Here is a 23,753-nt window from a genome sequence, read left to right as displayed (position 1 = left end):
GGCCCGCCGGCGGCGCCGGCCGCAACACCCGCCGCACCCGCCTCTCCCCCGCCGCGGTGCGTCCCGCTGCCGTCTGCCCGGCTGCGGCGGCCGGGGCCGGGGCCGGTCATGCGGCGGCCTCGGTGCGTGCGAGCACCCGACCCTCGTCGTCCCGGAGCGTCACGACCCGTTGGCCGTTCCGTTCGCCGTGCTCGCGCTGTGCGTCGCGCGCGCCGCGGTCGGCCCGCTCGTCGCGTCCGTCGCCGAACTGGCCGTCCGCTCCCGTGTGTTCGTCACCGTCGGCCGCCGGGACGGGTACGTACCAGACGCCCCAGCCCGGGTCTCCGGCCAGGCTCAGCAGTTCGGCGCTCTGCCGGCTGTCGCCGAACTCCACCTCGACACGGCCGAGTTGGTCGGTGACCCCGTAGTAGAGACCGGTCAGCAGTCGGCCGGCGGGCGGCTCCGCGCTCACCCCGGGTTTGCGCGCCCCGCTCCGGCCCTCGTCGACTTCGGCCCGTCCGCTCGCGCCGCCGGGGCCCGACCACTGCACCGAGTCCTCGGTCAGCCAGATGCGGGTGCCGCCGGGGCCCGAGACCCGTTCGCCCGTCGTCACCACGCGCACCGGGTCCTGCACCGCCATCCGCGAGGTCACCACGGAGGAACCGGACAGATCCGAGTCGCGCAACTGGTCGGCGAGGAGCAGACCGGACGGCAGCAGCACGCCGACGCATCCGGCAGCAACTGCCGCTGCGCGCAGGGCGGTTCGGCCCTTGCGCGGGGTGGTGGGCACGGCCGGACACGGCCCGGCGGGCTCGTTGCTCCCGGCTTCGGCGGCGTACAGGGCGCGGGCCGCGGCCGCGTCCAGACCGCTCTCGCGCAGCCCTCTGCGCAGCAGACGGCGCACGGCGCGCGGAGAGCAGCCGAGCAGTTGGGCGATGACCGTCTCCGGCATCCCGCCCCCGTACCGCAGTACCAGCGCGACGCGGCGCTGGGCGAACTGGCGGTCGCGGGCTCGCCGCACCACGATCCGCCGGCGGGCGTCCCGACCCGCGGCTCCGAGGCGACGGGCGGCAGGACGGCCGTCGCCGGTGGCGGGACGACGGGCCCGGGAGGCGGCGCGCCCGGCGTCCGGGGCGTCGGCGCGGCTGCCCGTGGTTCGGCGTTCCTCCCGCAGCCAGAGCGCGACGAGGCGCCGCCGCAGGTGGAAGTCGACGTCGCCCCGGGGGATTCGGTGCCGCCGTGCCGCCGCGCTGTACAGTGCTCTGCGCGCCAGGTCCTCGCCGGTGGTCGAGTCGCCGGTGAGCAGGCGGGCCGTGGACACCAGCGCCTCCCAACGTGCTTCGCCGCAGGCGGCGAACTCCTCGGGTGTGAGGGATCGATGGAGCCGGAAGGCGCTCTGCATCGTCTTGTCTCCAGGGTGTGTCGTCCGAGTGTGTGGCGCGGCGTTCCCCCGTGGACGCCACCAGCTGTACGCACCGGGGAGCACTCGGGTTGCACGGTGGAACGAGGAGATTTCCGGGAGCGCGATGACCGAGGACGAGTTCGACGCGTTCTACGCGACCGCCTTCCCGCGGCTCACCGGGCAGCTCTACGCGTTCACCGGCGACCACGGTGAGGCCCAGGACGTGGTGCAGGAGGCGTTCGTACGGGCGTGGGACCGCCGCCGCACCTTCCTCGCCGACGAGGCCCCGGAGGCATGGATACGCACGGTGGCCACGCGCCTCGCCGTAAGCCGCTGGCGGCGGGCGAGGCGCTGGCTCGAACTCGTGCGGCGCAGCCCGCAGCCCACCACCGCGCCCGGCCCCGGCCCCGAACACATCGCGCTGGTCGCGGCGTTGAGGCAGTTGCCGGAGGCGCAGCGGATGGCGATCGTGCTGCACCACCTGTGCGACCTCAGCGTGGCGCAGGTGGCGGTCGAGACCGGTGCGCGGGTCGGCACCGTCAAGGCCCGGCTCTCGCGCGGCCGTTCGGCGCTGGCGGAGCTGCTGCGAACCGACACCCCGCAGGAGGCCGTCGAGGCGGCGAACGCGCTGTCCGGCGCCACGACGGGGCCGACGAGCCGTACGTCGAACGCCGCGAAGAGCGCTGCGGGCAAGGGGAGTCGGGCCCCGATCGACCCGCCGCGCGCCGTGGTGACGCGGGCGGACCGGCCCTCCCGCGCAGCCGCGGACAGCGCCCCGCAGCCCAGCGAACAGGACGTACCGACGGTGGAGGAGAGCAGCCGTGGCCGATGACGACTCCCCGGACCGCAACGACCAACTCTCCGTCTCCCTGCGCGCGTTGGCCGACGCCCACCAGTCCCCTCCGGCGACGGACGGCGCCGCGGTGCGCCTGCGGGCGACCCGTCGCCGACGGCGGCGCACCGCGGTGGCGCTCGCCGGAGCGGCGTCGGTGCTCGCCGTCGGCGCGCTGGCCGTGGTGGTGCCGCTGGCCGACGGCCCCGAACGTTCCGCTCCCCCCGCCGCGCAGCCGACCCCGGACGCCTCGTCCTCCGCGTCCACCCCGGCCGAGCCCGAACCGTCCGAGCCGGGCCGTGGCACCTCGGGCGACATCGACCTGCGCCGCGCCACCCTCGCCTTCGACGGACGCACCGTCGCCCTGGAGGAAGTCAGCCTCCCGCAGCGGTTGATGGGCGAGGGGGACGACACGACCGTGCTCACGGTGACCGATACGCACCTCGTCGGCGAGCTCGGCATCCCGCCGATGACCGAGGACGGCTCCGCAGTGCGCGCCCACATGGTGGTGGAGCTGAGCGGCAGCAGCGGCGACAGCAAGGAGACGGTGTACATCGGCGTCCCCACCCGGTCGCCGGAACGTCAGTTGACGGACAAACGCGCCCCCGTCGACGGCTGGCTCGGACTGAACGCGGACGACGCGAAGTGGTTCCACAGCTCCGTACGCGTCGGCGACCGCCTCACCATCCGTTCCACCGCCCCCGAGACGGACGGACCCCGCGCGAACGGTGCACCGTCGGACGAGACCCGCGCCGACGGGACAGAGTTCGATCGAGCCGCACCGGACGGAACCGGGAGACGCGAAACCGCAACGGACAGGCCCGAGACGGACCGGATCGACCCCGGACGCCCCGCGTCCGGCGGGGCGGGTCCGCAGGAGCCGGAGCCGGAACGCACCGGTGAAGGCTCAGACGCCGACGAGGGCGCGGAAGGCGGCGCAGGAGGCGGCGCGGCAGGCCCGTAACCACCCCCGCGAACCCCCGGCCGTCGCCTCCCCCACCAACCCACCGCGAGGTCGAGAACGTCCAGCGGTGCGGACCCGCAGCGTTGCGGAAGGGCTGCGCCGCCGGACAGGCCGGATCTCCGCGGTGACCGCGGTACCCGCGTTGCTCCCGCGACAAGCTGCCTCAGGTCTGCTCTCCGCGTTCGAGCAGCGCGGTGTACGCCCCTTCCGCCGAGCGGCCCGGAGCGGTGTCCGCCGGCGCGTGGGCAAGAAAAGCGCCGGTGTCGCCGGAGAGCAGCACCCGCCCGTCGTCCATCACCGTGACGTGGTCGGCCTCCTCCGCGAGGTCGGCCACGTCGTGGGTCGACAACAGCACCCGCACGCCGTCCTCCGTGAGCTTCGTCAACACGTCCCGGAACACACGCCGTTGGCGGGGGTCCATGCCGGCCGTGGGCTCGTCCAGCAGCAGCACCCGCGCTTCGTGCACCAGCGCGGCTGCCACGCCCACCCGCCGAATCTGTCCGCCGGAGAGCCTCGTCGTCCGCGCATCCTCCTGGCTCGTCAGTTCGACGCGGCGCAGCGCCTCTTGCGCCCGCTCCCAGGCTTCGGTCCTGCCGAGCCCCTTCAGCCAGCCCACGTACGCCACGTACTCCCGCGCGGTGAGGGAGGGCAGCGGCGTGATGGTCTGGGGCATCCACGCGACCTGCCTTCGGAACTCCTTCGAGCGCGACGACAGATCGCCGTAGGAGACTCGCCCCGTCTGCGGCACGCTGACCGACGCGGCCAGCTTCAACAGCGTTGACTTTCCGGCACCGTTGGGACCGAGCAGAATCGTGAGGCCATCGGGGAGTTCGTAGGAGAAAGCCCGCAGAACGTAGGGCCGCATGCGGCCGTATCGGTAACTGCAGGATCTGAGGACCAGGGTCACAACGCCCTCCGGATTCTGAAGAGATGAACAAGGAGCCCACAGAGCAGAGCTGTGACGGCGAGAATCATCGCGTGCGGCTCACCGGGCGGTTCCGGAAGCACGGCCCAGAAGTGCGGGTCGGTCCAGGTACGGAATCCGAAGAGCATCACGGACGCGATCCACAGCACGGGAAGCAGAACCGCCACCGTGCCGAAGACCGCACGCCCGCACAGGAGGATGCCTGTGAGGAAAGCGGTGTTGCGGCCGAGCACCAGCGCCGCGTCGGATTCGAGTACGGTCCCGATCCCCATTCCCACCATTGCCGCGGCGAGAATCACCGTGACGACGAGCAGCGCGTCCAACCGAAGCACCGGACGGACTCCGGATGCTTCCGGCGCGGGCAGCCGACCGTCGAGGCAGTGCCCGAGCGCCACCAGAATCACCACGGGCACGAACATCGCCAACTGCATGCGCGAGCCACTGGTGAGCGTGAGCGAGGGGAGAACGGCGACCGAATCGTGGAGCAGTACCGCGAGCACCCCGTAGACCGCCAGAGCCGGCGGCATGAGGACATGCGCTCGGCGGGCTCTGATCCAGAGAATCACGAGTCACGCTCGCGATCCGAGCAAGCCGCGTCCCGCGTCGTGCGATACCAATCGCGCTGTTCCTCGGAGGACTTCTTCCGTACGGACGACAACTCCTCTTCCAGCGCGCGCTGTTCAGACGCATCGAAGAAGGGGTCCCGACCGAGCAGGTCCCCGAATGTCCGCTGCTCTCCAGCGGCTGCGGCAGCCCAGCCGACGACCATCCGTGACGAGTGCACATCCGGTTTCGCGCAGGGAAAAGCAACAGCCTGCCGAACCAACTGATACCGCATCAGCCCGTCACGCCGTCCTTCGGTGAGGGCGAGGCGCCATACCGAATGAGTGGATTCGCGGGGGTACCGACCGTCAACCAGAGTGTCGGTAACCGTATTCGGTGACGCCTCGACACCAGCCGTCCGCAGCCGTTGCAGTACCTCTCTGACGTCCGCGCTCACCGCTTCCGAGCTCTGCCCGGGGACTTTCGGCGTGCACACCTCGGGGCGACTGCCCACACACTCAAGATCCGCCACCCGTGTTTCCACCGGCGGCGTCGGGCCCCAGTCCCTCACGGTCGACCAGGCTGCCACCACGGCCACCGAAACCGTCAACACGCCGACCAGCCCTCTCTGCGCGAGCCTGCCGATCGGCAGCCAGAGGAGCGCCACCGCTCCGGCAAGCGCACACATCGGAAGAGCGTGGGCCGCGATCGATGACCAGGTGGCAGCTTCCCCGTACGACAGCGCATGAGGGTATTGGCCGGTCACGTGGCGAAGCCAGAAGGTGTCCAGTGCCACCGGATACGCGACCGCGAGGAAGACGACCACGCCCAGAATCGGCGAAGCCAGTTCTGGGCGCACCCACCTGCCCACGGCGAAACCAAGCACAGCGTGAGCGACACACAGGACCACAGCGAGCAGAAGAGGACGCAGACTCGCCGGCGTCGGATACGCGGCACCCTGCACGAGAGAGAGCACCACCGGCAGCACCACCGCCAGAATCGACAGGACCACCACCGGCAGCAGTGATTCCAGCGCCACTCGGTAGCGAGACCTCACGGGCCCCAACTCCCAGATGGACGCCTTTACCAGGCGCCCGCTCTCCCAAGCACCGAAAGCCGCAGCCGTCGCGTAGGCAAAGGGGTACATGGAGGAAAGAGCATACGAAACGAGGCCTGGGGCATATCCATGGCTTTCCTCGACAACATAGTCAGAAGTTACCGAGAAATAGTAGAAAACTGCCACAGCGAGCACGAAGGGCATACCCCAGAGCGCACTGGAAGACCTCACCCTGGACCACAGCTTCACTTTGCCCTCTCACCCGTCAGATTCATCGCACCGGAGGATGCAGCGACTTCACGGCGATCTAATCTGCTTTCGAAGTGTCTACATAGACCTTCTCTACGGCAATAATGCAGTGACTACAACCGCTACCACCGATATTCTCAGTGGAAAAATAGAAGGACCCCTTCGGCAATCCATTCCACTCTCCACTACTGACGGCCTTCGAACCACCGAAACACGCAGTGAACGTCTTACTGCCATGACTCGGATCAACAGCCCACGGCTTGTCCTGCCACATCTTGACACTGACTCTTTTGGACTTGGCGGATGTCAGGCAATCCGTGAAATGTATTTGCGAGTACCCCTGATCATTCCATCGTCGAGATTCGTCACCATTCGAGTAACCCTTGATCTCGCTCTGCCAGTTAGCGAGAGCCGTCGGCGCAGTCGCGAGAGAAAATGCAGCAACCACTGCGGACACAAAAGCCGCACGCTTGACAACAGTACGCATCGATACCCCCAATACACGAGAACCGAGTAGGCCCTCTCAAGCTCTGCCGCCCGAATTCGACGAGCAGCGCCGAAATCCTGGTCATGGATCGGCCTTTTGGAGACTACGCCACCCTGGCCGATCTCGTCAAAGAGCACGAGTATCCGCACCATTCGAATATCGCGATGACTCGACGTATCGGTCATTTGCGTAAAAATCAGGTCACTTCGAGTGCGAAGTTCAAAGAGCTCGTAACACGATCATGAGCGGGTCTTCTTGAGAGCAGAACGTCTGGAGCAGACAGTGGTCGAAGCTGAGCCCGAGAAGACCGAGCGGCTGCGAAACTCCGCGCCTATTGGCGACGAGGCGGAGCGTTTCGGAGGTGGCGAGGAACGGACGCTTCTGTCGCGGGGTCGAGGCCGGAGCAGTGCAGCGAGCCCCTGGCCCTCGGGCAACAGAGCGGCAGGGCGCCGGTCAGCAGTGGTCGGCGTGCCGGTAGCTGTGCGGGAGGAGGTCGGCGACGGGCACTGTGCGCAGCCCTTCGGCGGTGTCGAGGATGACGCCGACCGTCGGGAAGTAGTCGAGCAGCGTCTGCCGGCATCGGCCGCAGGGTGGGATCACGTCGCGGCCGGTGTCGCCGACCGCGACCACGCTCTTCAGTTCGTGTGCGCCCTGCGCCGCCGCCGTACCGATGAGGACCAGCTCCGCGCAGGGTCCGCCGGTGAAGTGGTAGACGTTCAGGGCGGTGAAGAACCGGCCGTCGGCGGCGCGGCCGGCCGCCGCCACGGTGTGGTTCTCGCCGAGGTGGTGGGCGCGTACGACCTCCGTCGCCGCCCGCACCAGTTCGTGGTCGACTCTGTCGGTGTCGTTGCTCATCGTCGTACGCGCTCTCTCCTGTGTGCGTGCTCTCCGCCGTGTGCTTGATCGCGCGTCCGCGCTCGCCCAGGGCCCTTCCGGCGCGAGCTGCGCCAACGCCGAGGGCAGCTGCGGCGGTTGGAGCGGGTCGGGCAGCGATCCCAACTCCGTCCAGGGGACCCAGGCGTGCCCGAGGATGTTGACCTGCTCGTCGGGCATCAGGCCGTCGCGTCCGAGCGCGGGCCGCTCGGACGGGAAGCGGGCGAGGAAGAACCGCTCGGTGCCGACGTACCGCCGACCGTTCCAGCGCGAGTCGCGCGCCACCGGCACCGACCGCTCGCCCACGGCGTCGCCGTCCAGCCCGGTCTCCTCGACGAGTTCGCGCCGTGCCGCGGCCCACGGTGTCTCGTTCTTCTCGATGCCTCCGCCGGGCGGCTCCCACAGCCGCGAACCGTCGTACGGATCACGCCAGTTGAGCAGCAGGATGCGCTGCGCCGCGTCCAGGCAGATCACCCTCGCGGCGGGTCGACGTCGCCTCTTCATCACTCGAAGCTACCCGGCCGACGCGTCTCAACTACCGCGCCTCGGCGGCGAGTTCGCCGAGCAGCCGGGCGGAGGGGCCGACGTCGACGAGCCACTTGAGGTGGCTGCCCGCCAGGGTGCGCACCTCGAACGGGTTCTCGGGGGTCAGCGCGTCGGCCTCCCGGACGAACCGGTCCTGGAGCGCCGGCGGCAGGCTGGCGTCGTCGGCGAGACGCACGTACGTGCGCGGGATGCGTCCCCAGGTCGCCGCGTCCGCACGGTCCCCGGGGCCACCGACGTCGAGGTTCTCGTCGGGCTGGAAGGTGTTGAGGAAGGTCAGGAACTCCTCGTCGCTCCCGTCGGCGAAGAAGGCCGCACGGAACGCCGCGAGGGCCGCGGGGTCGGCGGTGCGGAAGTTGACGCGCAGCAGGCCGAGTTGGGCGGGATCGGCGGCCAGCGCCAGCATCAGTCCGCTGCTGTCCACCTCCGCCGTCTCCGGCTCTGCCTGGTAGTCGCCCACGCTCAGCTCCACCGGGCACCACGCGGAGACGTACACCAGGCGGTCGATGAGATCGGGGCGGGCGTTGGCGGCGGCGGTCACCGTGATGCCGCCGCGGCTGTGCGCCAGCAGGATCACCGGCCCGTTGCGCTTGGCGCGCTCCAGGACCCCGATCAGATGGGCCACGTTGTCGGCGAGCGTGACACCGCCGATCGCTCCGGGGGCGGCGGCCAGCCCCTCCGGGTCCTGCGGTGACTGGTAGGCGGCCGGGTACGTCGCCGCGAAGCCGTGGCCGGGCAGGTCAACGGCGACCGAACGGTGGCCGAGCAGCCCCAACTCGGCCTGCAGCGGGGCGAACGAGAAGGAGTTCGCGAACGCGCCGTGCACGAGTACGAAGGTCGGTTGCATCTGTGGGTACCGCTTCCCGGGCGCCCGTGGGGCACCCACCTGCCGACACGCGGCCGGTCAGGGCCCAAGCGTGTGTCCGTCGTTTCCGCGGCTCATTCAGTCAGCAACCAAGGGCGGCCACAACCGAATTGTTCCGGGCGGGCACCGGACTGCCGGACGCCCGTTCCGGGAGGGACGACGGCGGTCCCGGAGGCTCAGCCGGCCTCCGAGCGGCCCGCGCGCAACCGCTCCAGCGTCTCCGCCCAGTCGGTGTCGCCCGGCGAAGTCCGGTTGTACGGCAGCCTGGAGAGCAGCACCGCCATCCCGCAGGTGTTCGTCAGCGCGGAGAACACCAGCCCGCCGCCGACCGCCAGCGAGAGGTAACGCGCCCCCGGCAGCAGGAAGTCGAGCAGCAGCCCGAGGACCACGAGCGAGCCGGCGGCCAACCGGACCTGCCTGTCCATCGCCCACCCCGGACGCGCCGCCGCACCCTCCGACCGCACCAACTCCTCACCCGTACGCGCCCATTCGACCGTACCGCCCGTCAGGGAGACCGCCGTTATCCCGGCGGCGGCCAGCCGTCCGACCGCATCCGCCGATCGGGCGCCGGTCGCGCAGGCCACGACCAACGAGCCGGCCGTGGACTGGAGTTCACTCAGCGCGGGTACCGCGTCGTCGAGCCGGGCGAGGGGAACGCTGTACGAGCCGGGTATGTGCCCCGAGGCGTACTCGGCCGGCGTACGGACGTCGAGGACGGTCGTGTCCGCAGTGCTCGACGCCAGTTCGGCGACCGTGGTGGAGGTGCTCATGGCCGCAGCGTAGTTCGCGGCAAGTGCCAACGGCCCGGGCGAGCCACGCCGTTCACGCGACCGACATCAATGGCCTGGTCCTCGCAGCAGAACAGCCCCTACAAGTAGTACGCGCTGCAGGGCACTCCCGCGCCGGAACCGTCGCCGCCCGCCCTCCCTACCGGCCGGGAAATGCGGTACGGATTCCCGCTCAGGCCCCGCTAGCCTTCGCTGACCGCGCGCACGGAGCGCGACCCGCCGAGCCGAGAGAGCCAGTCGAGCATGCACGTCTCCGAAGTCCCGCGCGCGGTGGCCGCCGCCACGTCAATCGCCTCCTCCCTCGGCCTGCCGGTGGACCGATCGACCGTGCTCCAGAACTCCAACAAGCTCTCGCTGCGGCTGCTGCCCTGCGACGTCCTCGCGCGGGTGGCTCCGGCGGGGCAGCACGTCGCCGAGTTCGAAGTGGAGCTCGCCCAGCGGCTGGCCGACGCCCGCTGCCCGGTCGCAGCTCTCGATCCTCGGACGGAGCCCCGCGTCCATGAACTCGACGCTTACGTGGTCACGTTCTGGACGCACCACACGTCGTCGGCGGCCGGGGAGGAGTTGCCGCCCGCCGCGTACGCCGATGCGCTCGCCCGTCTGCACCGCGGGATGAAGCAGGTCGACACGGCCGCCCCGCGCTTCACCGACGGTGCCGCTCACGCGCAGCATCTCGTCGACCACCACGACCTCACGCCCGAACTGCCCCTCCACGACCGTCAGTTGCTCAGCGAGACGCTCCGTACGCTGCGCCGCAGATTCGATGCCTGCGGCGCGTCCGAACAGCTGATCCACGGCGAGCCGCACCCGGGGAACCTGCTCCTCACCGAGCACGGTCCGCTCTTCATCGACCTCGAAACCTGCTGCCGCGGCCCGATCGAGTTCGATCTGGCGCACGCGCCCGAGGAGGTCGCGAACCACTACCCCGGAGTCGACCGCGATCTGCTGCACGACTGCCGTCTGCTCGTCCTGGCGATGATCACCACCTGGCGGTGGGACCGCACCGACCAACTGCCGGACGGACGCCGCCTCGCGACCGAGTGGCTGGCACGCCTGCGCTCCCTCACCGGCCGGCAGGACTGACACAGCACGCCTCAACGGCGAGACACGGCCCGGCAGTTGAGTACGCGTACTCATGCGCGTCCACGCCCCTGTGCGTAGCCTCCTGCGACGGGGCGACAGTGAACGCCCCGACTCCCTGAGTGACCAACAGCACAACTGCGGGGTGTCGATGGCCTGTCACACCCCGCAACTAGACTGCGGGTTGGCTGTCATGGACCCGGCAGCCACGACCACGGGTGGGGGAACACACATGGCCGAGGACTGGAGCGCCGACCCAGGGGGCGGAACCGGAAACGGCGGCGCCGACCTGCACATCGGCGACGGGACACTGCCGTCGCTCAAGAAGCAACTCGACCGTCTGCTCACCGAGTTGGAGAGCAGGGGCGTCGCGGAGGGCATCCGCTCCAGCACTGTCGGGACGGGCTCGTACGGCGACTTCGCCGGAGCCCGCGAACTCGCCACCCACCAGGCCCGCGTGCACCAGAAGCTCCAGGCCTTCTCGCAGATCTTCGGCGAACAGATCGAAGCGCTCGGCATCGCCGCCCAGATCTCGGACAAGGGCTTCGAGAACGTCGAAGCCGACGCCGTACAGCGGCTGCGCGCCATCCAGCAGAACGCCTACGAGCACTACAAGGCGCCCAAGGACGCCCCCACCGCGGGCCAGGACGCCAAGGCCACGGACGCCGACGAGCAGGGCGCGTACTGACAGACCCCGCGCCGCCGCACGCCGCACGCTGTACACGCAGCGCACCACCGCCGCGTACCCGGCACACCACACACGCGGACAACGCCGACCTGCCACCGCCGACACAACAGGGAGAACGCCCCCATGGCCCCGGGCACCTTCGACGACCGGACGCACGAACAACTCGCCGCCATGCTCGCCAACGGCGCACCGGCCAAGGTGAGTTCACACGCGCAGCTCCTCCAGGACGCGTCCCGGCTCATCGCCGAGATCTCCGTCCATGTGCGCGCGGCCGTCGACAAGGCCGACTGGAGCGGCGAGTCCGCCACCGCGTACCGCGCCTGGGCGAAGCACTTCGCCCAGGAGGGCGGCCAACTCAGCACCTACGCCAACACCGTCGGCGGCGCCCTCCAACGCGCCGGCCAGGCCCTCACCGACGCCCAGGCCGCCATGCCCCGGCCCGCCGCCGATGCCGCCCTCAAGGGCGAGCAGAACGCACCGGTCGGCGACGACCCCGCCACCAGCCGCGAAAAGGCCCGCCAAGAGGCCATCCGCACCCTCGAACGCCTCGACTCCTACTACTCCGTCACCACCACCGACCTCCGCACCGCCCAAGAACCCAACTTCCGCCCCCCACAGCCACCAGGCATGCGGCAGCTCCTGCCAGAGCAGGACCACACTCCGGGGACGCCGCCGACGGCGGGCGGGCTGGGATCGACAGAGCGTCACGCAACCGGGGAGCAACACTCGGGGACGCCGCAGTCCTCCGCCGCTCGTACTTATCTGGACTCGGTCGCCGCACCCTCCACACCAGAGGTACGTACGCCTTCCGGCGCAGGCGGCGCTCCGCCGCCTTCCCACTCCACAGCACCGAACCCACCGGTTCCGGCACCGATCGGCATCGGCCCTGCGAGCACACCGCCTACGACCGCACGCAGCAGCAACCCAGCAGTCACCGCCACGCCCCGTGGAACAGAGTCAAGAGGCTCCACCTCACCCGGCTCAGCTCAGACACGCGTCCCGTCCACGGGGCCGGTGGCGAGCGGATCGCCCTACGCCAAAGGCGGCTCGCCTGTTCCCCATCCAGGTGTCCACGGCGGTCGTCAGCTCCCCGGCGTGCCGGGGAGGTCCCTGCCACCGGGAACCGTCATATCGGCAGGCACGCCGGCTGGTGGAGGGTCAATGACCGGCACAGGCAGGTACGTGCCTCCCGGCGGCGCCACGGGTGTCGCGCCGAACCCTGGCCAGGTGTCCGGCCACAGGCCCGTCGCCGAGCCCGCAGCCAGGAACCATCCGCAGCGCACCACCGGCAACGTCGTCAAACCAGCGACGACCGGCATCGTCAACGGGCCGCCGGCACCACAGAGCACGGCATCAACGACTCCCCGCGAGAAGAGGAACGAGCGAGGTACGCACCGACCGGGCCTCGCCACGGACAAGTTCGAGCTGTCGGAAGAGCACCGTCGTCGCATCGTCCCCCCAGTCATCGGATAGCGACCACTCGCCCGCACCGCGCCCAGGAGAACACGAACATGCCCCACGCCCCCCGCACCCGTAAAGCCGCCCAGCGAGCTGTCGCCGCGCTGGTCCTCGCGGTCCCCGCCACGATCCTGAGCCCGTCGTCCGCAACTGCCGCGCCGAGCACAGACGCCCAATGGCACCTGGACGCGATGAAGGCAGAGCAGATGTGGCAGGTCTCCGAGGGCGAAGGCGTCACGGTCGCTGTCATCGACTCCGACATCGACCGCTCTCTGCCAGAACTGAAGGGACAGGTGCTTCCCACTCGGAACTTCAGCCAGGAACGCGACACGACGAAGGCCGCGAAAGAGCACGGGACGTCGATGGCAGCCCTGATCGCCGGAACGGGGGCGGGCTCCGGCATCAAGGGCCTGGCTCCCAAAAGCAAGATCCTCCCTATCGTGCTCCACGAGAGCGACCTGAGTTTCGCGCAGCTGAAGCGTCTCCCGAGAGCAATCGACTACGCAGTCAGCAGCGGAGCCAAGATCATCAACATGTCGTTCGGGACAGCGATATGGGAGGACGTTCCGCGTCAGACCCAGAACGCGATTCATCGCGCCCAGAAGGCAGGCGTACTGGTCTTCGCCAGCTCGGGCAACGACGGACACCAGTCGAACTCCAAGCACTACCCAGCAGCGATCCCCGGAGTCATCGCCGTCGGAGCCACCGACAGGCAGGCGAAGCCGGCGAAGTTCTCCTCGAACGGTCCACACCTCGCTCTGGCCGCGCCTGGGGCGGGCGTCGTGAGCCGGTGCGAGAAGAACACCACCACGTGCCCCGGCAACGGCACCAGTGCCGCCACCGCTCTGGTGTCCGCATCCGCCGCTCTGATCTGGGCCAAGTACCCGGAGTGGACCAACAACCAGGTCCTTCGCGCCCTGATCCAGACCGCCGGACGTCCCGGCGCCACCGCGGACGACCCGCCCAACACCCGTATCGGCTACGGCACCGTACGCCCCCGCCTGGTCCTCGAAGGCAAGGCCGACCCCGGCGACCCCGACAAGCACCCCACCTTCTCCAAGTACTACGCCGAACTGGCCGCCAAATCCCCACAGCCGGAGGCCAGTTCGCAGCTCGACTCCCCCAACTCCGAACCCTCCGCGGGGTCCGAGGCGGGCGCCGACACGGGTGCTGACACCGCCACCGGAAACAGCGGCGACGACTCGAACAGCACTCCCCTGCTGATCGGTGGCGGCCTGGCCGCCGCCGCACTTCTCGCCGGGGGCGGCGTCTACCTCCACACCCGGCGCAGGAGCCACGGCACCCGTCTCTGAACGCACGATCGGCCCCACCCGGGACCGGCGAAACACCACGCCCCGTCAACATCAGCACACGGAGCATTTGATGACCACGTTCCAGGAAGAGTGGGCCCAGCTGAAGGCGGATGCCGCCCGCACCAAACTGGCCTCGGCCAACGGCTCGAATGACGCTTCGGACGCGTCCGGCCAGATGAAATCCGACAGGGCCGCCTGGCGGCAGGCGGCGAAATCGGTCGGCGGGCTTCCCTCCAACACAGCCAAGCCGCTCGCCTCGCTCGAAAAGGACCAGTCAGGTTTCAGCGGCGGCAGCGGGACGCCGGAAACCGAGTCCGGTGCGGCGCAACGAGCGCTCTTCCGCTCCTGGAAGACGTACATGACGCAGGTCAACAAACGCTGCACCACGCTCGAAAGCGCGCTGGACAAGGCGGGGAGCGACCAGTCCGGGAACGAGCAGGACGTCCGGGACTCGTTCACCTCCCTGTCCCGGCGCTACAAGGACACCCCGGAACTCGGCGGTCAGAAGCAGGGGAAGTAACCGCAGACCATGGACTACAAAACCCTCTCGGCGCTACGTCCCGCCGACTTCTCCGACGCAGCGAACTCGTACCGCTCTGCGAGCAACGTCGCCCAGGTGAACCGCGAACGCATCGAACGCGACATCTCCGCGAAACTCAGAACCAAGGTGGAGGGCAAGGCAGCCACCGCCGCGCAGGCCCAACTCACCGCCCTCGGCAAGAACTTCCACTACATCCAGGTCGAATGCGGCCTCATCAGCACCTCGCTGCACGCACTGAGCACAGAGCTGACCACCGCCAAGAAGAAACTGACAACGGCGGTCTCCGAGGCACACGCGGAGAAGTTCACCGTCAACGCTGACGGCTCGGTCACCTACCCGGCAGCCGGCGAAAAGGTCGACGGCAAGGTTCCTGCGGGCGGCACGGCCCGTGGCCGCAGCTCCGCGAACAGTTCGGGCGGACCGATCGACCCCGGCGGCCAGACCAACGACGTCGCCAAGTCGCTGGAACGACAGGCCGCCCGCCTCGATCCCAACCCCCACAGCGGACCCGCGCAGGAGTACGCCAACCGCATCGCCAACGCCGTCAAGGAAGCAACCGAAGCCGACAACCGCTGGGCCCCAAAGCTCCGAAAACTCCTCGCAGACGACGACCTCACCGTCTCCAACAGGGACTGGGTGGACACGAAGAAAGACAGAGGAGGCGTCACCAAAGCCGCCGCTCCTTATCTCGAACAGCTCAAGAATCCACCCAAAGACGGAAGCCCGAGCGAAAACTCCGCATGGTGGAAAAACCTGACACCGCAAGAACGGGACTCCTATATAAGCCTCATGCCGGCCACGATAGGCGCAATGGACGGCCTTCCTGCCGTGACCCGAGACGAGTCCAACAGAGTCGTCCTCGAACAGAAACGTGGACAGTATCAGCTGGAGCTGTCCAGCATTCCACCCGAACCCAAACAAATCATACCTGCCCACAAGGACCCTGTAACGGGAATATGGACGGGGAACCTGCGAAACCCGGAATGGTTCGAGTGGCGCAAAGATCATGCTGACAGAAAAGCGGAACTCGAGTCAGCGCTCGGTGGAATGAAGAGAATCCAACAAAGATTCGACGACACAGGAAAGGATGACCTCCCCGAAGCATACCTACTTGGCTTCGACACCAAGGGCGAAGGCCACGGAAAAGTAATTCTTGCGAATGGAAATCCGGACAAGGCAGACCACACGGCAGTATACGTACCCGGCACAGGAAGCAGCCTAGGAGGAATAGGCGGCGACATCGATCGAGCAAGCGAACTGTGGCGCGAGAGCAACTCAATCAAGCCCAAGGACCAAGTATCTGTCATCACCTGGCTCGACTACGACGCCCCACAGTCAGCAATCCCAGTCGCCGACGGCCCTCTCGTCCCTGAAGCCCGAGACGGCTCGTACGCAATTAAGGGAGGACCCATTCTTGACGAATTCCTCAAAGGCGCCAAGGTCGCGCACAGCAATGAATCAGAAGGATCTGGACACACCACTGTGGTCGGGCATAGCTATGGAAGCACTGTGGTCGCAGAGGCAGCGAAAAATGGTGCGCGACCTGACGACGTAATCGTCGCTGGAAGTCCGGGGATGCAGGCCAAACATCACACCGACTTGGGCATTAAAGACGACCACATGTGGGCAATGGTTGCGGAGGGCGATATAGTTCCAAGCGTGGGGCGACTAAGCGCCCTCCAAGAAGGCGGGATCGTCCCATCCGACACACAGTTCGGATCAGCAAACATGGCAACTGACACTATCGGACACAGCGATTACTGGAAGCGAAGAGAAGACGGCCAGGCTTCCCTCAGCCTCCAGAACCAGGCACGAGTAATTGTGGGAGAGTATGAAGAGGTCGAAATCAATCAAAAGTGAATCAACGCGCAAGAGATTCACCCCTCACACCACTCTCTCTTCGTGCCTAATTGCACTATTCACACTAGGAGGCTGCTCTTCTGTGGATACCGTCGAGGACAAACTAGGATACACCCCAGATGTACGTAACTCCGCAGAAGAAAGAGGGCACGTCAATGAAATTTCGAGCAAGGTACGGGACTGGATGGCACTTTCCGGTGAAACTTCCGGTGGAGACGCCGCTGTAAATACATGCCACAGCGTGGACGACCAGCGAGAAAAATACTACCTAATCCGCCACGTTTGGTCTATCTACGATGTACGCGAAGGGAGTTACTCGGACGCGATGGACAACATCCGTCAACGGCTCCCCGAAGACGGATGGAATGTGACCAAGGACGAGCCGACGAATTCGCGCGCTCGCAACCCGCAGATAGTTGCAGTGCACGAGAAATCGAAACACACGATCGTAATCGAGTGGGCGCAACGTAAAAACGATCCCAAGAATGAGCTCATCAAGGTCAACGTCGATTCACGCTGCATGCAGGGAACTAGCGGTGACGATCTCGGCAGATCCTGACTTAAGCGTTCCACCGCACTCGGGATCGTTGGACAGCAGGCGCCCCGACGAACCTGCGTGAGCTGCCCAGTGCGTGGCACCGAAATGTTTCTCGGCCGGAGAGGAGGTGCGTCCATGAGGTCCACAGTCAGCGCAACGTATTCCAGTTGCCCGAACACTGAGACCGGGAGGGTTTCACCTCGGTTGGCGAACCGCACGCTTTCCGTTGTCATCGTTAGCTCCCTTCTCTTCATTGCAGGGTGCGCGGTGCAGAACGTTGACGATGAACTCGGCTACAAGCCGAAAATCCGCTCTCCACTGAGTGTCAACAGCGAAGTTGGCTCGCTATCGGATCAACTTGCCAAGTGGATGAAGATTGAAGGCGAAGCGACCGAAGAGGGCGCGTCTGAAACACCGTGCGAGGTCGATGGATCAAACGACCAACACTTCTATTCACGCCACTTCTGGTCAATCTACAACCTCACCAAGGGAACACTCGGCGGGGCCATGAATGAATTGCGCGACAGGTTTCAGGGACCTGAATGGGAGCTCACCAAAGACGGTCGGGATGGGAGTAAGGCAAATTCTCCGGAGCTGCGTGCCACCCACCGGAGTACGGGCCACACAGTGTTCGCGGTCTGGCGATCGAACAGAAGCGGCGGGAACGTTGACCTGATCAATTTCATCGTTGAGTCACGATGCTACGAGGCGCCCAGGCCCAAGTGACTCCAGTACCTCAACCGTAGTGTCTCCGGTGCGTAACCACATATTGGACGACGTTGTCGTGGCTGGCAGCGTGATGAGCTCGTGTGGCCCGTAATACGACAGACACAGAGTCCGTCCACATGTAGCCCGGTGACCAACGACGACAATGAAGCGTATGCAACGAGGTAGCCAGGCTCAAGGAAGCGGAGGCAACGGAGGTCTGGTCAACTTCATCGCTGAAACTCGAACCTGCAATACCCCCGCCACTGCTAAGAAGCTACGGGACAACGAGAATTCGGGCAAAATGCTTTGACAGCTGAGGGAGCGCAAGGCGGGGCGATCCACCCAGCTTGCTTACCGAGCGGACACCGCTATGCAGTGGACCGAAGTAGTTGTGTTCGGCTGTGTTGGGGTGGCGGCTGGAGTGGCTGCCCACGTGGTGGCGTGGTGGGCAGCCGGCTGGTGTGGTGCGTGGGTGGGTGAGGAGAGGCGTGGGTCAGGTGGTGAGTTCGAACCAGGTGACTTTGCCGGAGGAGTCGGAGTCGAGGGAGTAGCGGCCCCAGTTGTGGGACAGGTGCTGGACGAGGTAGAGACCGCGGCCGAAGGGGTCGGTGGTGGTGAGGGGAAGAGGTTCGGGCAGTTCGGGGTGGCTGTCCCAGACGCTGATGCGGACGATGCCCTCGCGTGCGCGGGCGCGTACGTAGACGGGGCTGTCGGCGTGCTTGACGGCGTTTCCGACGAGTTCGCTGGTGAGCAACTCGGCGGTCTCGACGGCTTGTTGGGACACGTCGTAGGTCAGCAGAGCGACGCGGACGGAGTGGCGGATGATGCGTACCGCGCGGGGGTTGTTGGTGAGTTGAATGCTGCACTCCCACGTGTCGGGCGGGTTGGCGGTGGGAGGTGCGTTGACAGATGGAGTGAAGGGGTCGGCGGGGGTCGCGGACGGGGCAGTGGACACAGTTCTCCCAAGGTCGGGGTGGGGAAGTTGAGTTGGTGTCACGGTCCGGGCGGTGGCAATGCCGTACTGCCGCGCGCAGGCAGCACGGTGCACTTCCGACCCTGAGGGGACACAGTGATCGATGCACTACCGACAGTAGGGGACTTAGTCTCACTCAATCAACCCCGTTAGGTACATTCATGTACCCACATAGGATCTGTCGTGCGCGCCCAGACGAAGGGGAATCGATGCCGCCCAGGACCACGACGACAGCACGCCAGCGTCGGCTGGGCTACGAGCTGCGGAAGCTACGTCAACGTGCCGGGCTCAGCGCCACCGAGGCCGGCAAGCAGCTTGGCCTCGACCAATCACGGATCAGCAACATCGAGGCAGCTCGATTCGGGATCAGCGCCGACCGCGTTCGCACTTTCGCCTACAACTACGGCTGTGCGGACAGTAGTTACATTGATGCGCTCGCTGCCATGACCACGTCGCGCAGGAAGGACTGGTGGGACGAGTACGCCAGCACACTTCCCAGCGGCCTCCTTGATCTGGCGGAGACCGAGCATCACGCCAGTGCCATAGAAACGGCACAGACAACGCATCTGCCCGGGCTGCTGCAGACTGTGGACTACGCACGCTCCGTCTTCCGCCAGTCCATCCCGAGCCTGCCTCCTCCACAGGTCGAGTTCCGGGTCTCGCACAGAATCAAGCGGCAGGACCTGCTCTACCGGGACGCTCCTGTCCCCTACAGAGCCGTAATCCATGAGGCCGCGTTGCGGATGCAGTTCGGTGGAGCAGCCGTGACACGCGAGCAACTCGCGCACATCCTCGACATGAGTGAGCGCGAGCACATCACGATTCTGGTCATCCCGTTCACCGCTGGCGCGTTCCCGGGCGCCGGTCAGAGTGTCCTCTACGCCCACGGACCGGTTCCGCAGCTCGACACCGTTCAACTCGACTCCGAGCACGGATCGTTGTTCCTAGAAGCTGAGGGGCAGCTCGAGAAGTACCGTACGTTCATGCGGGAGTTCGAGTCGGTGGCAGTCGACGATCACGCCTCGCGCAGCATCATCCGGCACGTCATGGAAAGCCTTTGAGGAGTCCACGATGAGCAACGTCAACTGGCAGAAGTCGACCTACAGCAGCGAAGGCAACAACTGCGTGGAACTGGGGCGTTCACACGCTTCAGACGTAGTTCAGGTCCGGGAATCCGAGGAACCCGGAACGGTGCTGCACAGCTCTCCGGCGCGGATCGCCGACCTGCTGGCAGCCGTGAAGTGCGGACGCCTGAAACCATAGAGCAACGGGGGCGGCCAACCGGAGTTGCCGCCCCCGTTGCTCGTGTGAGGTCGCTCAGTCGGCGCGTTGGAAGGAGATCTCGACGCGGCGGTTCTGGGCTCGGCCGTCCTCCGTGGAGTTGTCAGCGATGGGGAAGTCCTCGCTGTAGCCACGGATGTTGAACTTGAGCGAGGAGTCCTTGAGGGACTTCACCAGCACCTTGTGCACGGCTTCGGCGCGTTCCTGCGACAGCCTCTTGCCGTTCTCGTACGAGCCGAGGTTGTCGGTGAATCCGTAGACGCTGACCTCGCTGGCCTTCTGCTTGTTGATCTCGGCCGCGATGTCGGCGATGCGGGCGTTCGCCTTCTTGTTGAGCTTGGAGCTGTTCTTTCCGAAGAGAACTTCCGCCTGGAGCGTGAACTTGGTCTGCTCGTTGGTCTCTTCGCGACGCTCCTCGGCGACTCCGCTCCCGGACTCGTCCTCGTCGTCGTCCTCGGTCGGCGGCGGAGTGGTGCTGTCCTCGGGGCTCGGGGTGTCGCTGGGAGTGGGAGTGGGCGACGGGGTCGGATTGCCTCCGCCCACTCCACCGCCCTCCTCAACGACCTGCACGATGTCGATGACTCGAGCCTTGTCGAGAGTGGCACCGTCACGCATCATCAGCTTGGGTGAGTTGGCGTCGATCTCGACTGGAGGCTTGTCGTTGGCCGGGCCGTAGGGGCTGTCCTCGGCGGCTGCGCTGGGCGCTCCATTGAGTGTCAGAACCATGGCCGAAGCGGTCGCCACCGCGGCACCGGCTGACAGGCGGGCTATCCGTCGCTCCACCACTGGTGTCACCCCTCCGAAAGCTTGATGGTTGCCGGAGTCATCGAAGGAAGCTGGAACTGAACTTCCTTGACGTCCTTGGACGGTGCCGGGAACTGCGCGTGTATCGCACGGCTCTCCTTGGCCTTGATACCGGTCAGTCCCGTTGTGCAGAGGCATTCGCCGTCGGTGTCTCGAAGAATCATGTAGCGCTTCTTGTTCTTCGTGTCGACCAGAGTGGCACCGGAGATCGACGACTTGGAACGAACGGAAGTCTCGGCAGAGGACCACACGTTGTAACTGAAGGTTTTCGAACCGTCGTTGGTCAGCGTGCCCGTTACTGTGACGAAACCACCTTCATCACGAACCGCCGAGTGCAGCTTGACGCTCATGTCGTTGCTGCCCTTGAGTTCGCCGATCACCTTGCTTGTGTCGACCTCGTTGGCCGGCCCATCGCCCGCATCATCGCCCTTACCACCGTCGGTCTGGGAGGAGTCCTTGCCGTCGTCGGACGACGAGTCATCACTTCCCCCACCACAGGCAGTCAAGCTGAACGCCATCGCGCTGCTCACCAGGGCAATGGACACCACGCGCCAGTGCCTACTCACACGGCTCCTCGCCATCTCCGTACTCTCCTCACAGGCCGTGGTCAGTCGACCAATCGCACATCAAAAATCAGGCCCGGATCCGGTATCGGATCCGGGTCTTCGGGGTCAATCTCGATTACATCGCCGTCGCAGTCGAGTTCAATCAGGTCACCGTCGCCATCAGGCTCAACAGCCAGTTCGCACCTGGGTTCCAGAACTGCGGTTGCTTTGGCAGTCGATCGCACGGAATCTGTGCCCGGGATCACCGAACTCCCCACGGATCCCGTAGTCCTGACGGTCACCGAGAAGCCTTTGCGCGGCAGGCCGGTCCGGGCACAGGACTCGGACTGGGCATTGTTCTTCGAAGCGAAGCTCTCAGCTTTGGCGCATGACGGGCCGTTCGGGAAAAGCAGCCCTTGCAGGAGTTCCTCCCACTCCTCCAGGTCTTCGATGTCGTCGATGAGGTCGTCGGCGATCTGCTCGCGCGCTTCATTGGCCGCCGCAAGTGCCGCAGCATCGGCGGCTCCCTGCGCATCACCACGATTGACCACGGCCTGCCCGACGGCGAAGTAGGCAAATGCCAAGAACAACAGGGCGGCTACTACCATGATGTACACGGGAACCGCCTGACCGGAATCGCCTTCAGAAGGAGCTACTCGGCTCCACCTGTGACCTTCTCGATCTGGTCGGTGATCGCGTTCGAGATGGCCGTACCAAAGTCGGTGGTCAACAGTACGAGAATGATCGCGGCGACTACGGCGAGGATGCCTAGGTATTCGATGGCCGTCTGGCCTCGGTCCTTTAGCTCGTATCGCTGCCGAAGGTCTCGCATGCTGGTCTACCTCTCCGGGCTGAGCGGATGGCGATGCCTGAACCGCCGAAGTGCTGTCGTGATCGGACGCCCGTCGACCGATCGCGTTGCCGACACGAGGAATATACGCCTCGTCGCCTTCGCCCGGGTTGCGGCCCGGTTGCCAATTACCGTGCGTACGGGGCGAGTTGCCGGGTTCAGCCATATTCGACCGTTCCCTTCGGCGACTCCTCGTTCTTGCACCTGTAGTGGTTCTGCACGGTCGGGCGTGCGTTGAAACCGGTGGAGCGGAGGGAACTGAAGGGTACGACGTGGTTGTGGAGCGCCATCACCGTTCCTCCTCGCTGCTCGGTCCCGCCGGCCGAGGCGCCGCCCCTCCGGGGTGCCTGCCGCCCGTATCCGCAGGTGCGGACGGTGTTTCGGGCTGCGAGTCGGACGGTTGTCGGGCGTTCGGTGCGGCCCGGCGGCGGTTGCGCCTCAGTTCTCCAGAGAGTGACTGTGCCACAACGGCTTGCGCATACGAAACGTCCTCAGGGCTACGTTCTGGACACGAGTGCGGGTGCCGACGGGTTCAGGACTCCAGGCTGTTGACGGAGAGGCCAACGCGCGTGGCCGGTGCGACGTTTGAGGCTCCGGACGCCTCGGCGGTGGCGCCCCTGGTGTCGCGTACGGCCCGTACGGCGGCGACGAGTTCGTCGTCGGTGAAGCAGCCGTGGACGAGGTAGCCGAGTGCGCCGAGGCAGAGGGCCTGGCGGGTGATCTCGCTGTCCCGGTCGTAGGTGAGCAGCAGCACGGGGGCGAGGGAGACCAGTCGGCGCAGCGCGGCGACGCCGTCTCCGCTGGGGGTGTGCACGTCCAGGAGTACGACGTCGGGGGCGTACAACTGGGCGGCGTCGCAAGCCTGTTCGGCGTCCACCGTTTCCGCGACGACGGTGACGTCCGGCGGCACGTGGAGGGCGGCGACGATACCGGCGCGCTCCGCCGGGTTCTCGTCGGCGAGCACGACCCGGCACTGCGGACGCTGCGCGGAGGCCTCCGCGGTCACCGGCGGACGCGGCGGCGACGCGGCGGGGGCGCGGTCCGCGGGGCAGTCGACACGGGCGGCGACGGAACGGCCGGAACTGCTCGCTCCCGCCAACGGACGCGCCGGGGCCGGGCTGGAGCTCTGCTCCGCGCTGCACGTCTCGGAGGCGTGCGAGGAGCTGTGCTGGGAGTGGTGGTCCACGCGGCCGGACGCCGAGTGCGGCCAGAGTGAGGGGCCGACGGCGGAAGTCTCCGCGCGCTCGGGCCATGAGCCCTGTGACCTGTGGTCGGACATCGCGCGTATCCCTTCGGCGGTGGCGTGCCCCGGACGCGTACTACCCGACGGTACCTGCCGATGCGGGCGGTGGCGCGGCCCGTCCACCGCCCGAGTGCACGGCGAACGACGCTCGTTGGCTGGGTGGGTACCCGGTTCGGGCGGTGCCTACGCGCCCCTTTCGCGCCCCGGGGCGCGGAGGTGCGCAGGTCGCGGCGCCCGTGACGGTGTCGCACGCCGTTTGCGCCGCGGGTACGGGCTGGTGCGTGGAAGACGCGACACGCGCGGGAGGGAGTCGCGCACGCCACAAGTCGCGTACGCCACAGGGCGGTTGAGGCCGAGCCACGGG

Annotated in this window: 23 protein-coding genes and 3 pseudogenes; 12 read left to right on the top strand and 14 right to left on the bottom strand. The window is 66.9% G+C overall.

Annotated features, from left to right (window positions below; genetic code table 11):
* Nucleotides 1–106: 106 nt before the first annotated feature.
* A complete protein-coding gene (locus MTQ01_RS07000) occupies nucleotides 107–1,381 on the bottom strand; it encodes a sigma factor-like helix-turn-helix DNA-binding protein (RefSeq protein ID WP_247487504.1) in 1,275 nt (424 codons plus the stop codon).
* Nucleotides 1,382–1,505: 124 nt separating this feature from the next.
* On the opposite strand from MTQ01_RS07000, the pseudogene MTQ01_RS06995 reads away from it, so the two are divergent.
* Both MTQ01_RS06995 and MTQ01_RS06990 read left to right on the top strand, forming a co-directional pair.
* Nucleotides 1,506–1,988: pseudogene (locus tag MTQ01_RS06995) on the top strand (SigE family RNA polymerase sigma factor); the annotation flags it as partial.
* A gap of 214 nt (nucleotides 1,989–2,202) precedes the next feature.
* Entirely contained in the window at nucleotides 2,203–3,177 is a 975-nt protein-coding gene (locus MTQ01_RS06990) for a hypothetical protein (RefSeq protein ID WP_247487502.1), read from the top strand.
* Nucleotides 3,178–3,340: 163 nt separating this feature from the next.
* Here the strand turns inward: MTQ01_RS06990 and MTQ01_RS06985 are convergent, their stop codons facing one another.
* The 7 genes and pseudogenes from MTQ01_RS06985 to MTQ01_RS06955 all read right to left on the bottom strand — a co-directional run bounded on the left by MTQ01_RS06985 (nucleotide 3,341) and on the right by MTQ01_RS06955 (nucleotide 9,489).
* Complete coding sequence (locus MTQ01_RS06985) at nucleotides 3,341–4,084, bottom strand: ABC transporter ATP-binding protein (protein WP_247487499.1); 744 nt, start codon at nucleotides 4,082–4,084, stop codon at nucleotides 3,341–3,343.
* Complete coding sequence (locus MTQ01_RS06980) at nucleotides 4,081–4,629, bottom strand: hypothetical protein (RefSeq protein WP_247487498.1); 549 nt, start codon at nucleotides 4,627–4,629, stop codon at nucleotides 4,081–4,083. Before MTQ01_RS06980 ends, MTQ01_RS06985 begins: the two co-directional genes overlap by 4 nt.
* A 35-nt stretch (nucleotides 4,630–4,664) precedes the next feature.
* Nucleotides 4,665–5,906 carry a hypothetical protein gene (locus MTQ01_RS06975; protein ID WP_247487496.1) on the bottom strand — a complete coding sequence of 414 codons (1,242 nt, stop codon included), beginning with the start codon at nucleotides 5,904–5,906 and terminating at the stop codon, nucleotides 4,665–4,667.
* 985 nt (nucleotides 5,907–6,891) lie between these two features.
* Complete coding sequence (locus tag MTQ01_RS06970) at nucleotides 6,892–7,293, bottom strand: cytidine deaminase (protein ID WP_247487815.1); 402 nt, start codon at nucleotides 7,291–7,293, stop codon at nucleotides 6,892–6,894.
* A gap of 123 nt (nucleotides 7,294–7,416) precedes the next feature.
* Nucleotides 7,417–7,815: pseudogene (locus tag MTQ01_RS06965) on the bottom strand (NUDIX domain-containing protein); the annotation flags it as partial.
* 31 nt (nucleotides 7,816–7,846) lie between these two features.
* Entirely contained in the window at nucleotides 7,847–8,701 is an 855-nt protein-coding gene (locus MTQ01_RS06960) for an alpha/beta fold hydrolase (RefSeq protein ID WP_247487494.1), read from the bottom strand.
* Nucleotides 8,702–8,895: 194 nt separating this feature from the next.
* Nucleotides 8,896–9,489 carry a rhodanese-like domain-containing protein gene (locus MTQ01_RS06955; RefSeq protein ID WP_247487492.1) on the bottom strand — a complete coding sequence of 198 codons (594 nt, stop codon included), beginning with the start codon at nucleotides 9,487–9,489 and terminating at the stop codon, nucleotides 8,896–8,898.
* Nucleotides 9,490–9,750: 261 nt separating this feature from the next.
* Between MTQ01_RS06955 and MTQ01_RS06950 the strand changes: the two genes are divergently transcribed.
* The 8 genes from MTQ01_RS06950 to MTQ01_RS06915 all read left to right on the top strand — a co-directional run bounded on the left by MTQ01_RS06950 (nucleotide 9,751) and on the right by MTQ01_RS06915 (nucleotide 17,711).
* Entirely contained in the window at nucleotides 9,751–10,590 is an 840-nt protein-coding gene (locus MTQ01_RS06950; RefSeq protein ID WP_247487490.1) for a phosphotransferase enzyme family protein, read from the top strand.
* Nucleotides 10,591–10,819: 229 nt separating this feature from the next.
* Complete coding sequence (locus MTQ01_RS06945; protein ID WP_247487488.1) at nucleotides 10,820–11,275, top strand: hypothetical protein; 456 nt, start codon at nucleotides 10,820–10,822, stop codon at nucleotides 11,273–11,275.
* A 123-nt stretch (nucleotides 11,276–11,398) separates the two neighbouring features.
* Nucleotides 11,399–12,748, top strand: a complete 1,350-nt coding sequence (locus MTQ01_RS06940) for a WXG100 family type VII secretion target (RefSeq protein WP_247487486.1) — start codon at nucleotides 11,399–11,401, stop codon at nucleotides 12,746–12,748.
* Between the two features lie 38 nt (nucleotides 12,749–12,786).
* Nucleotides 12,787–14,046 carry a S8 family serine peptidase gene (locus MTQ01_RS06935; protein ID WP_247487484.1) on the top strand — a complete coding sequence of 420 codons (1,260 nt, stop codon included), beginning with the start codon at nucleotides 12,787–12,789 and terminating at the stop codon, nucleotides 14,044–14,046.
* A 70-nt stretch (nucleotides 14,047–14,116) separates the two neighbouring features.
* The gene (locus tag MTQ01_RS06930) at nucleotides 14,117–14,566 is read left to right on the top strand and encodes a hypothetical protein (protein WP_247487483.1); all 450 of its coding nucleotides are present in this window, start codon (nucleotides 14,117–14,119) and stop codon (nucleotides 14,564–14,566) included.
* Between the two features lie 9 nt (nucleotides 14,567–14,575).
* Nucleotides 14,576–16,447: an alpha/beta hydrolase gene (locus MTQ01_RS06925; RefSeq protein WP_247487481.1), complete on the top strand. Its 1,872-nt coding sequence runs from the start codon at nucleotides 14,576–14,578 to the stop codon at nucleotides 16,445–16,447.
* Nucleotides 16,448–16,529: 82 nt separating this feature from the next.
* Nucleotides 16,530–17,006 (top strand): hypothetical protein, encoded by a 477-nt coding sequence (locus MTQ01_RS06920; protein WP_247487479.1) that lies wholly within the window; start codon nucleotides 16,530–16,532, stop codon nucleotides 17,004–17,006.
* 246 nt (nucleotides 17,007–17,252) lie between these two features.
* Nucleotides 17,253–17,711: a hypothetical protein gene (locus MTQ01_RS06915; RefSeq protein ID WP_247487477.1), complete on the top strand. Its 459-nt coding sequence runs from the start codon at nucleotides 17,253–17,255 to the stop codon at nucleotides 17,709–17,711.
* Nucleotides 17,712–18,186: 475 nt separating this feature from the next.
* Here MTQ01_RS06915 and MTQ01_RS06910 read toward each other — a convergent pair whose 3' ends face one another.
* The gene (locus tag MTQ01_RS06910) at nucleotides 18,187–18,648 is read right to left on the bottom strand and encodes an ATP-binding protein (RefSeq protein WP_247487475.1); all 462 of its coding nucleotides are present in this window, start codon (nucleotides 18,646–18,648) and stop codon (nucleotides 18,187–18,189) included.
* Between the two features lie 227 nt (nucleotides 18,649–18,875).
* On the opposite strand from MTQ01_RS06910, the gene MTQ01_RS06905 reads away from it, so the two are divergent.
* The gene (locus tag MTQ01_RS06905) at nucleotides 18,876–19,727 is read left to right on the top strand and encodes a helix-turn-helix transcriptional regulator (protein WP_247487473.1); all 852 of its coding nucleotides are present in this window, start codon (nucleotides 18,876–18,878) and stop codon (nucleotides 19,725–19,727) included.
* Between the two features lie 10 nt (nucleotides 19,728–19,737).
* Nucleotides 19,738–19,929, top strand: coding sequence for a DUF397 domain-containing protein (locus tag MTQ01_RS06900; protein WP_247487472.1), 192 nt, complete (start codon nucleotides 19,738–19,740; stop codon nucleotides 19,927–19,929).
* A 54-nt stretch (nucleotides 19,930–19,983) separates the two neighbouring features.
* Here MTQ01_RS06900 and MTQ01_RS06895 read toward each other — a convergent pair whose 3' ends face one another.
* From MTQ01_RS06895 to MTQ01_RS06875, 5 genes and pseudogenes are all read right to left on the bottom strand, one after another.
* Nucleotides 19,984–20,673, bottom strand: a complete 690-nt coding sequence (locus MTQ01_RS06895) for an OmpA family protein (RefSeq protein WP_247487470.1) — start codon at nucleotides 20,671–20,673, stop codon at nucleotides 19,984–19,986.
* A gap of 65 nt (nucleotides 20,674–20,738) precedes the next feature.
* Nucleotides 20,739–21,281, bottom strand: a complete 543-nt coding sequence (locus MTQ01_RS06890; RefSeq protein ID WP_247487468.1) for a hypothetical protein — start codon at nucleotides 21,279–21,281, stop codon at nucleotides 20,739–20,741.
* A gap of 77 nt (nucleotides 21,282–21,358) precedes the next feature.
* Nucleotides 21,359–21,916: pseudogene (locus tag MTQ01_RS06885) on the bottom strand (pilus assembly protein TadG-related protein); the annotation flags it as partial.
* A 32-nt stretch (nucleotides 21,917–21,948) separates the two neighbouring features.
* On the bottom strand, nucleotides 21,949–22,128 hold the full coding sequence (locus tag MTQ01_RS06880) for a Flp family type IVb pilin (RefSeq protein WP_247487466.1): 180 nt from the start codon (nucleotides 22,126–22,128) through the stop codon (nucleotides 21,949–21,951).
* A gap of 550 nt (nucleotides 22,129–22,678) precedes the next feature.
* A complete protein-coding gene (locus MTQ01_RS06875; RefSeq protein ID WP_247487464.1) occupies nucleotides 22,679–23,425 on the bottom strand; it encodes a response regulator transcription factor in 747 nt (248 codons plus the stop codon).
* Nucleotides 23,426–23,753: the final 328 nt, after the last annotated feature.

Origin of the sequence: Streptomyces sp. XM4193, from assembly GCF_023072595.1 — a bacterium.
Classification (GTDB): domain Bacteria; phylum Actinomycetota; class Actinomycetes; order Streptomycetales; family Streptomycetaceae; genus Streptomyces.
This window is presented reverse-complemented; position numbering and strand designations above follow the sequence as displayed.